Below are 12,573 nucleotides of genomic sequence, written 5' to 3'. Positions count from 1 at the left end.
GTCAGACCGACGAGTACGCCACGACGCCTCGGCGCAGCGAGTCCACGGCCTTGCCCGCCGTGGTGCGCATGCGGTCCGTCGGCGCCGACTGGCTGAGCTGGTCGAGCACGTCGATCACCTGCTTGCACCACCGCACGAAGTCGCCGGCGCTGAGCTCGCTCCCCCGCAGGACCGCGTCGAGGCTGCGCCCCGCCGCCCAGCGGTGGATGGACTCGACCAGGCCCATGTCCAGCGCGCTCGTCGCCTCGATCCGGTGCGCGGCCTCGAGGTCGTCGAGCTCGGACCAGGTGCGCACGGTCGCCTCCAGCGCGCGCCCCAGGCGTCCCTCGGGGCCGCCGGGGACGCGCGGCTCCGCGTTCTCGTCGCGGCGGGAGCGGAAGACGAGCGTGGACACGGCGGCAGCGAGGCCCGCGCCGTCGAGCTCGTCCCACGCGCCCGAGCGCACGCACTGCGCCAGGAGCAGGTCGTTCTCGGCGTAGAGCCGGCGCAGCCACCGACCGTCGTCGGTCACCGTGAGGGAACCGTCGGACGACGCGAGGTACCCCAGGCGGACCAGCACGTCGCAGATGCGGTCGAAGACGGCCGCGATCGACCCGGTGCGGCCGGCGATCCGGCCGACGAGCGCCTCGTGCTCGGTCCTCAGGCGCGACCAGCGCTCGGCCCAGCGGGCGTGCTCGTCACGGTCGGGGCAGGCGTGGCACGGGTGCTGGCGCAGCCGACGACGCAGGGCGGCGATCTGCTCGTCGTCGTGCGCAGCGGTCCGCTTGCGGCCCTGCCGGGCCGGACCGCGCTGCGGCTGCGCGAGGTCGTCGGTCGCTGCCCGCAGGATCGCGGCGAGGTCGCGACGGGACGACGGGACGCGCGCGTTGAAGCCCTTGGGCAGGCGCACGGCGCCGACCTTCTTCGCCCCGCTGCCGACGTCGGCGACCGTGAGCCGACGGACCTGCCTGTCGAGCGTCAGGACCATGGGTTTGGGGCCGTCGAAGCCGGGCTTGCCCCCCGGGTCGATGACGACGACGTGGCTGGGCCGGCGACCGAACGGCACCTCCAGGACGTCACCCGGCGACAGGCCTTCGAGCGTGCGGGACACCTCGGCGCGGCGCGCGGCGGCACCCGCCTTGGTCGCCTCCCGCTCGCGCGCCGTGATCTCCCGGCGGATCTCCATGTACTCGGCGAAGTCGCCCAGGTGGCAGCGCATCGCCTCCTCGTAGCCCTCCAGCGCCTCGGCGTGCGACTGCGCCTGACGCGCGAGCCCGACGACGCCGCGGTCGGCCTGGAACTGCGCGAACGACGTCTCCAGCACCTCGCGGGCGCGTTCGCGGCCCATCTGGCCGATGAGGTTGGCGGCCATGTTGTACGTGGGCCGGAAGCTCGAGCGCAGCGGGTACAGGCGCTTGGACGCGAGGCCGGCGAGCTGCACGGGGTCCAGCCCGGGGTGCGCGACGACGACCGCGTGCCCCTCGGTGTCGATGCCGCGCCGCCCGGCACGTCCGGTGAGCTGCGTGTACTCCCCCGGTGTCACGTCGACGTGGTTGGAGCCGTCCCACTTGACGAGCTTCTCCAGCACGACCGACCGGGCGGGCATGTTGATGCCCAGCGCGAGCGTCTCCGTGGCGAACACGACCTTGACGAGCCCGCGCGAGAACAGGTCCTCGACCGTCTCCTTGAACAGCGGCAGCATGCCCGCGTGGTGCGACGCGATGCCGCGCGTGAGCGCCTCCGCGATGTCCCAGTAGCCCAGGACGTCCAGGTCCTCCGGCGGGATCGCCGCCGAGCGCTCCTCGACGATCATCCGGATCTGGGCCTGCTCGGCCGGGCTCGTGAGACGCACGCCGGCGGCCAGGCACTGCTGGACGGCCGCCTCGCAGCCCGCGCGGGAGAAGATGAAGACGATGGCCGGCAGGAGGCCTTCCTCGGCCAGCACGTCGACGACGGCGAAGCGTGGCGTCGGCCTGCCACCCCCAGGGCGGGCCGGGCGGCCGGGCCGGTTGCCGCCCCGCCCCCGGTACCCGCGATCGCCGGGTCCGCGCTGGTCGTCGGGCATCCGCCGGCGCAGCAGGGCCTGCAGGTCCGGGTTGATGGGAGGGTCCACCCCGGGGTCGGTGGGGTCCACGTGCCCGGCGTACAGCTCGAGCAGCTCGTCCCGTACCAGGACGTGCTGGCCGAGCGGGACGGGGCGGTGCTCGCTGACCACGACGGTCGTGTCGCCGCGCACCGTGGCCAACCAGTCGCCGAACTCCTCGGCGTTGGACACGGTGGCCGACAGCGAGACGAGCTGCACGTCCTCGGGCAGGTGGATGATCACCTCTTCCCACACCGGGCCGCGGAACCGGTCGGCCAGGTAGTGCACCTCGTCCATCACCACGAACCCGAGCCCGCCGAGCGTGGCCGAGCCCGCGTACAGCATGTTGCGCAGCACCTCGGTGGTCATCACCACGACGGGTGCGTCGCCGTTGATCGTCGTGTCGCCCGTCAGGAGGCCGACCTGCTCCGGACCGTAGCGCCGTACCAGGTCGCCGTACTTCTGGTTCGAGAGCGCCTTGATGGGCGTCGTGTAGAACGCCTTGCGACCGGCCGCGAGTGCCAGGTGGACGGCGAACTCCCCCACGACGGTCTTGCCCGCACCGGTGGGCGCGGCGACCAGCACGCCGCTGCCGCGCTCGAGGGCCGCGCAGGCGTCGAGCTGGAACGGGTCGAGCGGGAAGGTGAGCAGCTCGCGGAACTGGCCGAGCTGGCCGCGCTCGTGCTCGGCGCGGCGCCGGGATGCCGCGTAGCGCTCGGCCGGCGACGGCTCGTCGGACGGGCGCGACGGCGACTGCGGCGGCTCGGTGCGACCGGCGGAGGGACGGGACCGGCGGGAACGTGACGGCACGCGCCCACCCTAGGCGCGCGCGGGGTCGGAACTCAGCACAGGACGCGCAGCGCGCCGGGGACCACCTGCGCGAGCAGCGGCAGCGGACCGATCCGCTCACCGTCGGCGAAGGCGACCGGCGGGGGCGGACCCAGCTCGGGTGCCGGTTCGATGAGGATCGATCGGCTGCGCCGCACCTGGACCGCGGGGTGCCCGACGTGCTTGCCGGGGTAGATGCTCGGGAAGATCTTGACGACGCCCGGCTTGGTGAACGGCCCCGCGAGCACGATGTCCAGCAGCCCGTCGTCCACGACCGCGTCGGGCGCGATCTTCAGGCCGCCGCCGATCCAGGGCACGTTGGCCGCGGCGACGAGCGTCCCGGCGGACTCCCACGTGCCGTCGTCGAGCGTGATCCGGTAGCCGAACGGGCGGAACGAGCCCAGCTCGGCGACCAGGGCGCGCACGTAGCGCGCCGAGCCCCGGGGCCACGTCATCTCGTTGGCCCGCGCGTTCACCGCGGCGTCGATACCGCAGGACAGGGCGCCCAGGAACCACTCGTAGGCGTTGGTGCCGGGTGTGCCGACGCGCACGGCGTCCACGGCGCGCGGCCCGTCGCGCAGGCCGGCCTCGACCGCATCGACCGCCGCCGCGACGTCATCCCGGGGCAGGGCGAGGGTGCGCGCGATGTCGTTGCCCGTGCCCGCCGCGACGATGCCGAGCGGTAGCTCGGTGCCCGCCACGACGTTCACGCCCAGGTGCACCATGCCGTCGCCCCCCACGACGACCAGCGCGTCGAGCCCGGCGAGGGCCGCCGTGCGGGCGCGGTCGGTGGCCTGTTCGAGCGTCGGCCCGGACAGGTCGTCGACCAGGTGGCCGCGCTGCTCGAGCCGACGGTGGACGTCCGTGCCCGTGCGCGCGCCGCGTCCCTTGCCCGCCGTGGGGTTCACGACGAGCCCGATGCGACTCACAGGTCGTCGGGTGCGGCGGTCGTGGCCGCACGGCGACGCTCGACGCGCCGGTCGTGCACGAGCCCGATCCCGAGGGCCAGGAAGTACAGGCCGCAGATGGGCACAGCCAGCAGGATCATCGACAGGACGTCGGGCGTCGGCGTCATCACGGCGGCGAAGACGAACGAGAGCAGGATGGCCCAGCGCCACCCCCGCGCCCACGTCCGCGCGCGGACCACGCCGCCGAGCGTGAGCGCGACCATGATGACCGGCAGCAGGAACGCGACCCCGAAGGCGAGCATGAACCGCATGACGAAGCTCAGGTAGGTCTGGGCGTCGATCAGGTTGGTGGCACCCTTGGGGGTGAACTCCGTCAGGACGCGCACGGCGTTGGGGAGCACGAGCGCGGCGAACGTCGCGCCCGCCAGGAAGAGCGGCACCGCGGCGGCGAGGAACCCGTAGGTGCGGACCTTCTCCTTGTGGTTGAGGCCCGGGTTGATGAAGGCCCAGAGCTGGTACAGCCACCACGGGCTCGAGATGAGTACGCCCAGGAAGAAGGAGACCTTCACCTGCATGTCGATCGCAGTCGCCAGGCCGGAGAAGTTGATCGAGACGATCGCGTCACGGGCCTTCGAGGCCTCGATGATCGGCATCTGCAGCGCCTCGAACACCGGGTCGTAGAAGAACCAGCCGATCACGGCGCCGACGAGGATGCCGAGGCCGGCCAGGACGACGCGGCGGCGCAGCTCCCCCAGATGCCCGCGCAGCGGCATGCGGCCGTCGCTCGCAGGGCGACGCTCAGGACGCACAGTGGTCACGCGGCGTCGTCGGGGTGGTCGTGAGCGGTCGGGCGGGCGCGACCGTCAGGCGGACGGCGTCGTCGGGCCGGCCGGCGGCGCTGCGGGCGCTGTGGGCGCGGACGGCGTCGCGTCGGCGACCGAGCCGCCGGGCGTCGTGCCGTTCTGGGTGGTCGCGTTCTGCACCACCGTGTTGGGCGCCGCGGCCTGCAGGTTCGCGTCGGGTGCCGCCGGCGCGACGGGGTTGGCCGGGGCGTCGTCCTCCTTGAGCGACTTCATCTCGCCCTTGAAGATCTTCATCGACTGGCCGACGCTCCTGGCGACGTCCGGGAGGCGCTTGTAGCCGAACAGCACGACGACGACGAGGATGAGGAACATCAGGGTCGCAGGGTGGCGCAGGATGTTCACGGTGGTGCTCCCTCGGTCGGTGAAACGGTCACGCACGCGGGCGCCGCGGTAGGCGACCACCATTGATCGTAACGCGCCCCGCCGCGAGGACGCGTCGCGGGCTCAGGTCCAGTAGGCGCGCCAGGACTGCTGCGTCCGCCGCGCGCGCTCGAGCCGAGCCGCGCGGCGACCCTGCTTCGCGTCCCGCAGGTCGGCGAGCCGCTGGCGCAGCACGTCGAGCTCGGCGAAGACCGTCGGGTCGGTGCGGGACGGGTCCCGCTCGGCCGCGGCCTGCAGTGCCTCGACCTGCTCGGCCAGCCGCGCCGCCACGAGCGACGCCGCGGACAGCTCGCGGCCCAGCGCGACCGCCTGGCGCCACAACCGGCGCAGCAGCAGGAAGACGACGACGGCCGCGCCGAGCACCAGCACGGTCCACACCACGAACCAGATCATCAGCCCACCTGCTCGAGCGTGTCGTACGCGGCCAGGGCCGCGCGGGCCGCGGCGGCCACGTCGGTCGCCACGCGCGCAGGAGTCACCGCGACCACCGAGGTGGCCACCTGCAGCACCAGATGCCGCAGCCAGTCGGGGTTCACGACGCGGACGTCGATCTCGAACGAGCCGTCGTCGAGGTTGCGCACGGCCTCCACCGGCGTGACCTCGGCGACCCAGCGCGCGCGGCTGGCCAGGCGCAGCGTCACCAGGTCGCCGTACGGGCCCGGCTCGAACGTGTCCGCACCCGCCGCGACCTCGTGCGGGTCGGCGGCCTCGGCGAGCACGTGCGCCTCCAGCACGCGATCCACGCGGAACAGCCGCTCGCCGTCGACCGCCCGGCACCAGGCCAGCAGGTACGACCGTTCGTCGTCGGTCACGAGCCGGATCGGGTCGACGTCGCGCTCCGTGGAGATGTCCGAGGCGTTGACGTACCGGATGTGCAGCCGGCGCTTCTCGCGCAGCGCGGTCGCGATCGCGGCCGTGACCTGGGGATCCGCGGATGCGGCGAGCGTGACGTCGACGGCACCCGCGGCGTCGCCCGCCGCCGCGGTGAGCTTGGCCAGCGCCGAGCGCAGCACCGCGCCCTGCTCGTCGTCGAGAGCGCCGCCCAGGGCGCCGTCCAGCGCGCGCAGGGCTGCGACCAGCGCGACGGCCTCGCGGGCACCGAGCCGCAGCGGGCGGGTCATGCCGCGCGACTCGGTGAGGCGGACGACGCCCCGCTCGTAGGACGTGGCGTCGAAGTCGATGAGGTCGTACGGCAGGTAGCCCGGCGTGCCCGTCATCCAGAGCAGCTCGACGTCGGCCATGACCTGGGCCGGCGTCACCCCGAAGTGCTCGGCGACCTCCGCGACCGGGACGCCGTCGTGGCGGTCCAGGTACGCGATCATGCCGAGCATCCGCAGCAGGCGGTCGCTCGCGCGGTCAGCCACGGGCCACCTCCTGGTCGTCGTGCCGGGCCACGGGTTCGTCGAGCGCTGCGGCGGTCCGCAGCAGGTGCACGACGATCTCACGCATCGAGCGTGGCTCGAGGACGAGCACCGCGTCGCCGTGCCCGACGACCTCCTCGGCGAGCTCCCACTGCGCGCGGTAGGGCACGCGGATCACGTCGCGCCCGGCGACGGTCGGCAGGGGCTCGCCGTCGGCGACGTGCCGCTGGCGCAGCGCGCCGGCCCGCTCGGGCAGCACCGCCAGGGTCGCGGTGCCCTCGGTCCCGGCATCCCACGTGCGCAGGGCGTCCGCCAGGTCGTCGGCCGTCGGGGCCTCGAAACCGCCCGGCTCCCCCAGCGTCCGGACGGCGCCCTCGATCCGGCTGAGGCGGAACGAGCGCGTGGCCCCCCGGTCACGGTCGCGGCCCACGAGGATCCACCCGCCCCGCCGCGCGAGCAGCTTCCACGGCTCGACCTCGCGCGGGCGCACCTCGCCCGTGGTCGCCGCACGGTACGTGAAGCGCACGGCCTGACGTGCCTGGACGGCGTCGACCAGCGGTGCGAACGCGCCGCCCGCGGGCCGGACCCGCGGCGCGATGCCGGCGACGGCGTCGGTGCTGCCTGGCGTGTCCCCGACGGCCCGCAGCTTGGTCAGCGCGCGCGACGAGTCCGCGCGCAGCGACCGGTCCTGCCAGAGCTGGGCGGCCATCGTCAGCACGCCGAGCTCGGCCGACGTCAGGTCGATGGGCGCCAGCGCGTACGTGTCGAGGTCGATGCGGTACCCGAAGTCGTCGCCGTGGCTGGCGTCCGTGACGGTCAGGACCGGGACGCCGAGCTCGCGCAACGTGTCCTTGTCGCGCTCGAACATCCGCTCGAAGGCGTCGTCGCTGGGCGCGTCGCCGTATCCGGCGACGGTGGAGCGGACCTGCTCCTTCGTCATCCGCCCCTGGGTGTTGACCAGGGCGATGACGAGGTTGAGCAGACGCTCGGCGGCTGCGGGGGTGGTGGCCACCGGACCACCGTAGTGGCCGGTAGCGTGGTCCGGTGATCACGTGGCGTGCGGGTGTCGTCCAGTCCGTCCGGGCGTCGTGGCCCGGCGCGGTCGAGCTGCAGGTCGCGCTCGACGAGCCGTGGGCCGACCCCGACCTCCCGACCGAGGTCAAGGCCCTCGCCTACCCCGAGCTCGTCGGCGAGACGCCGGTGGGGACGCGCGTGCTGCTCAACGTCTCCGCTCTCGCCCGCGGGTTGGGCACGGGCGGGTACGCGCTGGTCGTCGCGCCGGCGGGCTCCGTCCCCCCGGACCGCCCGGCGGGTCGCGGGCACCTGGTGAAGGCGCGGTACACCCCGTTGCAGGCGATGGTTCTGGGCGTCGACGACCAGGAGTCCGAGCACCACGAGGTGCTGGCGGACGCCGACGACCTCGCCGGGCTGCCGGTGGTCGTCGCGGACCTGCACTCCGCGCTCCCCGCGATCATCGCCGGCGCCCGGCACGCGGCCGACGCAGCCGGGCGACCCGCCCCCCGCGTCGTGTACGTCATGACGGACGGCGGTGCGCTGCCGGCCTGGTTCTCGCGGGCCGTCGCCGGCCTGCGCGACGCCGGCTGGATCGCGTCCTGCATCACCACCGGCCAGGCGTTCGGGGGTGACCTCGAGGCGGTCACCGTCCACACCGGGCTGCTGGCCGCGCGCCACGTGGTCGACGCCGACCTCGTCGTCGTCGCCCAGGGCCCGGGCAACCTCGGCACGGGGACGCGCTGGGGCTTCTCGGGTGTCGCGGTCGGTGAGGCGGTCAACGCGGTCGGCGTTCTCGGCGGCCGTGCAGTCGCGTCGCTGCGCGTGTCCGGGGCCGACGAGCGGGAGCGGCACCTCGGCGTCTCGCACCACTCGCTGACCGCCTACGGACGGGTCGCCCTCCAGCCCGCGGACGTCCCGGTCCCCGTCTTCGGCGGTGACTTGTCGGCGCTCGGCGCACGCGTGGCGGAGCAGGTCGCGCAGCTCGCGACGCGGCACCGGCTGGTCGAGGTGCCGGCGGGCGAGGATCTGCTGGATGCGCTGCGGGGCTCGCCCGTGCGGCTGTCGACCATGGGCCGCGGGCTCGACCGCGACCCCGCGGCGTTCCTGGCGGCGGCGGTCGCCGGCCGGCACGCGGTCGCTCTGCTGGACTAGGACGGCCGCGAGACGGCGAGGGCCAACGTCCGGCCCGCGACCGCGAGGTCGATCGTCTGCCCCCACGTGGCCGTCAGGCGGTCCTGCTCGAGCCCGTCGCCGAAGACGACGAGCGCGTCCGACGCGACGACGACCCGCAGGTGCCCGTCCTCGTCGAGCAGCCCCGAGGTCAGCGACGTCCCGGTGGCCGGCGACGGCCACGCCTCGCGGACGTACCACCCGAGCGCGCGCTCGTCCGGCGCCGGCAGGGCCGGCCCGCCGCGCTCCCGGCGGATCGAGGCTGCCCAGCCGGTGGCACCCGTGCCCGTCGCCACGATCACGCCCGACGACGACTGCGCCTCGACCCGGGTGCCCGCCTCGATCCGGTACCGGGCCGACTGGTGGCTCGGGTGTCCGACGAACACCTCGTTCAGCGCGTCGAGCCGCTCACCGTCGTCGAGCGTCGCCGTGACCATCGTGCGGTGCTGGACGGCGGCCGTCCCACCCACGACGTCGGCGAGCAGCCGTTCCACCCGCAGGGGCGCGTGCGTCACCAGGACGCCCGCGTTGCGTCCGGGTTCCGGGTCGACCCCGACCACGACCTGCGCATCCAGGTACTTCGCGACGTTGGCGACGAGACCGTCCTGGCCGACCACGACGACGACGTCGCCCGGCTCGAAGGCGAACCGGTACAGGTCCTCGCGCTCGACGTCGCCGCGGCGCCAGTCCGCCGGGATCGAGGCCCGGACCTGCGTCAGGGCCGCATCCTGGGCGTCGTGCCGGTCCTGGACGTCGGCCAACGACCGCCCGCGGGTGCGCAGGAAGAACTCGGCCTGGCCGCGCGTCCCGTGGCGTTCCAGGAGGCCGTCCAGCTCGGTCGCCCGGTGCACCACCACGACCCGCGGTGCGAGTCCCACGTCACGCCTCCTTGCCACCGACCAGGCCGGCGAGCGCGCCGGTCAGCAGGTCGGGGGTCACGGTGAGGTTGCCGATGCTCGGCAGGTTGGCGGCGAGCTCACGCATCGCCAGCGCGGTCAGCACCTCGCGGTCCACGCCGTCGTAGGCGGCCAGGCGCGCGGCCTCGGCGGCGCCCTGAGCCTCGCCGACCACGCGTGCGGTGTGCGCGTCGGCCTCCGCGCGCAGTGTCTGCCGTTCAGCGGCAGCGTTCGCCTCGATCAGCGCGGCCGCAGCGGCCTCGTCGGCCCGCGTGCGGGCGTTGGCGCCGTCCTGCGCCACGAGCTCCTGCTCGCGCAGGGCCAGCTGGATCCGGTTGGCGAGCTCGTTCTCCGCGATCGCCCGCTCGCGTTCGACGGCGAGAGCGCGTCGCTCGAACGTCGACTTGTCGGCCTCGCCCTGCGCCTGCTCGCGCGCGGGCGTCTGCAGGTACTTCTCCATGTCGGCCTCGGCGCGGACCGAGCCGACCCGGGCCCCCAGCACGGCGATGCCGGTGCTCGCGAGCCGCTCGTCGACCCGCAGCCCGTCGGTGACGCGGCGACGCAGCGCGCCGACGCCCGCCGTGACCGCGTCCTGCACCGTCATCTCGGCGATCGCGTCGATGACCTGGGCGGTCGCCAGCTCCCCCAGCAGGTGCGCGACCTGCTCGAGCGGGTTGCCGGTCCACCGACCGTGGTCCGGGTCGATCGAGAAGTCGAGGCGGCTCGCCACCAGTCGGGGGTCGTCGAACCGGTAGCTGACCGTCAGCTGGACGGCCACGTCCTGGAAGTCCGCCGTGCGGGCGTGGGCGACGAAGGGCAGCTCACGGTCGTCGACCGGGACCTCGCTGATGACGGCCGACAGCGGCCGGTACCAGAAGGCGATCCCGGCGCCGTCGTGCTTCAGCGTGCCGGCACGCAGGTGCAGCACGTGCGACGTCGGGACCGCGCGCAGGTGCCGGGTGAAGGGGTATCGGGTGATGGTGGCCATCGGATCCTCCTCGGTTGTTCTCGTCTCTCCGACGCTAACCCGCAAGGCTTGTTATCGTCAAGTCGACGACATATGGTCGGTCCATGACGTCGCACCCCCCGTTCGCGGTCACCGTCGACCTCGTCGTGCTCACCGTCCGCGCAGGTGCGCTCCACGTGCTCCTGGTCGACCGCGGCGAGGAGCCGTTCCTGCACAGCCGCGCACTACCGGGCGGGTTCGTGCGGCCGGACGAGACCCTGGTGGACGCCGCGACGCGCGAGCTCGCCGAGGAGACGGGCGTCGCGGCGGGCCCGACGCACCTCGAGCAGCTGGCCACCTACGGGGATCCTGGTCGCGATCCGCGGATGCGTACCGTCTCGGTGGCCTACCTGGCCTTCGCCCCGCACCTGCCCGAGGCCCGTGCGGGCGGGGACGCGGCCGGTGCGGCCTGGCTCCCGGTCGACGAGGCGCTCGCCGGCGATCTCGCCTTCGACCACGCACGCATCCTCGCGGACGGGGTCGAGCGTGCCCGTGCGAAGCTCGAGTACACGTCGTTGGCGACGGCGTTCTGCGCGCCGGAGTTCACCGTCTCCCAGCTGCGCGCCGTCTACGAAGCCGTGTGGGGCGTGACCCTCGACCCCCGCAACTTCCACCGGAAGGTCACCAGCACGCCGGGTCTGCTCGCGGACACAGGTCGGACGGTGAGCGACGGGCCGGGACGGCCTGCGGCTGTCTACCGCGCCGGGCCGACGACGGCGCTGCACCCGCCGCTGACGCGCGAAGGCTGACGCAGGAACCCCTCGCGGTTCAGTCGTCGCGCGCTGTCCGGGAGTGCTGCGCGACGAGCGTCGCCAGGCGCTGCGCCTCGTCCTGGGCGCGCACGCCGTCGGCGCGCTGGACGCCCATCACGGCCAGCGTGTCGCCGTCGGACAGGTCCAGCTGCACCCACGGCTGGCCGGCACCGAACCGCACGGCCACGATCTGCGCCCACTCGAGGCGCGTGGTGACCAGCAGGTTGCGGACGACCAGCCCCTCGGGCGACGGGAGGGCCGCGACCGACGCCTGACGCCAGCAGAACCAGATGATGAGCAGCCCGACGATCGCGAAGCCGATCTGGTCCCCTGGGCCGAGCTCGGGGATCGCGAGGATCACCGTGACCGTCCCGGCCAGCACCACGACGGCCATCACGAGCGTGACGATCCGGGCCAGGTGCGGCCGGAACGGGGTGTACTGCGTGGTCGGGGCGGCCATCGCGCCCGTCAGAGCCGGCACGCGTGGATGGACGTGACCAGGATGGCGCGGGCGCCCACGTCGTAGAGGGCATCCATGACCTGGTTGGTCTGCCCGCGCGGGACCATGGCACGCACGGCCGACCAGTCGCCATTGTGCAGCGGGCTGACGGTCGGCGACTCGAGGCCCGGCGTGATCGCGACGGCCTTCTCGACGAGCGACGTGGGCACGTCGTAGTCCATGAGCACGTACTGCTGGGCCGTGAGCACGCCCTGCAGGCGGCGCGTGAGCACGTCGAGACCCGCGGGAGCGTCCACGTCGGAGCGCCGCACCAGCACCGCCTCGGAGCGCAGGATCGGCTCGCCGAAGATCTCCAGGCCCGCCGCGCGCAGGGTGGTGCCCGTCTCGACGACGTCGGCGATCACGTCGGCGACACCGAGCTTGATGGCGGTCTCGACGGCACCGTCCAGTCGGACGACGCCGGCGGGCTCGATCCCCAGCTCGCGCAGGTAGGACGCGACGAGCACCGGATAGCTCGTCGCGACCCGGTGACCGGCGACCTGCTCGACCGTGCTCATCTCCCCCGCGGTCGTCGCCCAGCGGAACGTGGAGCGCGCGAAGCCGAGCGGCAGGTGCTCGACCGCGTCGGACTCCGAGTCGAGCATCAGGTCACGCCCGGTGATGCCGACGTCGACCGTGCCCGACCCCACGTACACAGCGATGTCGCGGGGACGCAGGAAGAAGAACTCGACGTCGTTGTCCGGGTCGGGCAGCACCAGCTCGCGGCTGTCGCGGCGCTGGCGGTAACCCGCCTCCTTGAGCATGGCGGCGGCGGGCTCCGACAGGGAGCCCTTGTTGGGGACGGCGATCCTCAGCACGCGGCGAGGTCCTCT

At 73.9% G+C, this 12,573-nt stretch carries 13 protein-coding genes; 2 read left to right on the top strand and 11 right to left on the bottom strand.

The features are described from left to right. Nucleotide 1: 1 nt before the first annotated feature. The 7 genes from IC607_RS07495 to IC607_RS07465 all read right to left on the bottom strand — a co-directional run bounded on the left by IC607_RS07495 (nt 2) and on the right by IC607_RS07465 (nt 7,415). Complete coding sequence (locus tag IC607_RS07495) at nt 2-2,872, bottom strand: DEAD/DEAH box helicase (RefSeq protein ID WP_191786610.1); 2,871 nt, start codon at nt 2,870-2,872, stop codon at nt 2-4. Between the two features lie 32 nt (nt 2,873-2,904). Then, nucleotides 2,905-3,819: a diacylglycerol kinase family protein gene (locus tag IC607_RS07490; protein WP_191786608.1), complete on the bottom strand. Its 915-nt coding sequence runs from the start codon at nt 3,817-3,819 to the stop codon at nt 2,905-2,907. Next, nucleotides 3,816-4,571, bottom strand: a complete 756-nt coding sequence (tatC, locus tag IC607_RS07485; protein WP_191787056.1) for a twin-arginine translocase subunit TatC — start codon at nt 4,569-4,571, stop codon at nt 3,816-3,818. The genes IC607_RS07490 and tatC overlap by 4 nt, the downstream gene beginning before the upstream one ends. Nucleotides 4,572-4,661: 90 nt before the next feature. Then, nucleotides 4,662-5,063: a Sec-independent protein translocase subunit TatA gene (gene tatA / locus IC607_RS07480; protein ID WP_370526069.1), complete on the bottom strand. Its 402-nt coding sequence runs from the start codon at nt 5,061-5,063 to the stop codon at nt 4,662-4,664. A gap of 42 nt (nt 5,064-5,105) precedes the next feature. Further along, nucleotides 5,106-5,435: a hypothetical protein gene (locus IC607_RS07475; protein ID WP_191786606.1), complete on the bottom strand. Its 330-nt coding sequence runs from the start codon at nt 5,433-5,435 to the stop codon at nt 5,106-5,108. Further along, nucleotides 5,435-6,406: a WYL domain-containing protein gene (locus IC607_RS07470; RefSeq protein WP_191786604.1), complete on the bottom strand. Its 972-nt coding sequence runs from the start codon at nt 6,404-6,406 to the stop codon at nt 5,435-5,437. Before IC607_RS07470 ends, IC607_RS07475 begins: the two co-directional genes overlap by 1 nt. Next, nucleotides 6,399-7,415 carry a helix-turn-helix transcriptional regulator gene (locus IC607_RS07465; protein ID WP_370526068.1) on the bottom strand — a complete coding sequence of 339 codons (1,017 nt, stop codon included), beginning with the start codon at nt 7,413-7,415 and terminating at the stop codon, nt 6,399-6,401. The genes IC607_RS07470 and IC607_RS07465 overlap by 8 nt, the downstream gene beginning before the upstream one ends. A gap of 32 nt (nt 7,416-7,447) precedes the next feature. Between IC607_RS07465 and IC607_RS07460 the strand changes: the two genes are divergently transcribed. After that, nucleotides 7,448-8,569, top strand: coding sequence for a DUF3866 family protein (locus IC607_RS07460; RefSeq protein ID WP_191786602.1), 1,122 nt, complete (start codon nt 7,448-7,450; stop codon nt 8,567-8,569). Here IC607_RS07460 and IC607_RS07455 read toward each other — a convergent pair. Together IC607_RS07455 and IC607_RS07450 are read right to left on the bottom strand one after the other, a co-directional pair. Next, nucleotides 8,566-9,465, bottom strand: a complete 900-nt coding sequence (locus tag IC607_RS07455) for an NAD(+)/NADH kinase (protein ID WP_191786600.1) — start codon at nt 9,463-9,465, stop codon at nt 8,566-8,568. The genes IC607_RS07460 and IC607_RS07455 overlap by 4 nt on opposite strands. 1 nt (nt 9,466) lies before the next feature. Beyond that, entirely contained in the window at nt 9,467-10,471 is a 1,005-nt protein-coding gene (locus IC607_RS07450) for an SPFH domain-containing protein (RefSeq protein ID WP_191786598.1), read from the bottom strand. An 83-nt stretch (nt 10,472-10,554) separates the two neighbouring features. On the opposite strand from IC607_RS07450, the gene IC607_RS07445 reads away from it, so the two are divergent. Next, a complete protein-coding gene (locus IC607_RS07445; RefSeq protein ID WP_191786596.1) occupies nt 10,555-11,238 on the top strand; it encodes an NUDIX domain-containing protein in 684 nt (227 codons plus the stop codon). Nucleotides 11,239-11,257: 19 nt separating this feature from the next. On the opposite strand, the gene IC607_RS07440 is transcribed toward IC607_RS07445, so the two are convergent. Next, nucleotides 11,258-11,722, bottom strand: coding sequence for a PH domain-containing protein (locus IC607_RS07440; protein WP_370526067.1), 465 nt, complete (start codon nt 11,720-11,722; stop codon nt 11,258-11,260). Continuing rightward, on the bottom strand, nt 11,710-12,558 hold the full coding sequence (hisG, locus tag IC607_RS07435) for an ATP phosphoribosyltransferase (protein WP_191786594.1): 849 nt from the start codon (nt 12,556-12,558) through the stop codon (nt 11,710-11,712). Before hisG ends, IC607_RS07440 begins: the two co-directional genes overlap by 13 nt. Nucleotides 12,559-12,573 lie beyond the last annotated feature (15 nt).

This window comes from Cellulomonas sp. JH27-2 (genome assembly GCF_014837175.1).
Taxonomy (GTDB): Bacteria; Actinomycetota; Actinomycetes; order Actinomycetales; family Cellulomonadaceae; genus Cellulomonas.
Note: the sequence above shows the minus strand (reverse complement) of the source record. Positions and strands in the feature narration are given on the sequence as shown.

Excerpts from the sequence above, each read along its gene's own strand:
- tatC (WP_191787056.1), bottom strand. The coding sequence starts at position 4,571 with ATGCCGCTGCGCGGGCATCTGGGGGAGCTGCGCCGCCGCGTCGTCCTG.
- IC607_RS07475 (WP_191786606.1), bottom strand. The coding sequence starts at position 5,435 with ATGATCTGGTTCGTGGTGTGGACCGTGCTGGTGCTCGGCGCGGCCGTC.
- IC607_RS07450 (WP_191786598.1), bottom strand. The coding sequence starts at position 10,471 with ATGGCCACCATCACCCGATACCCCTTCACCCGGCACCTGCGCGCGGTC.
- IC607_RS07445 (WP_191786596.1), top strand. The coding sequence starts at position 10,555 with ATGACGTCGCACCCCCCGTTCGCGGTCACCGTCGACCTCGTCGTGCTC.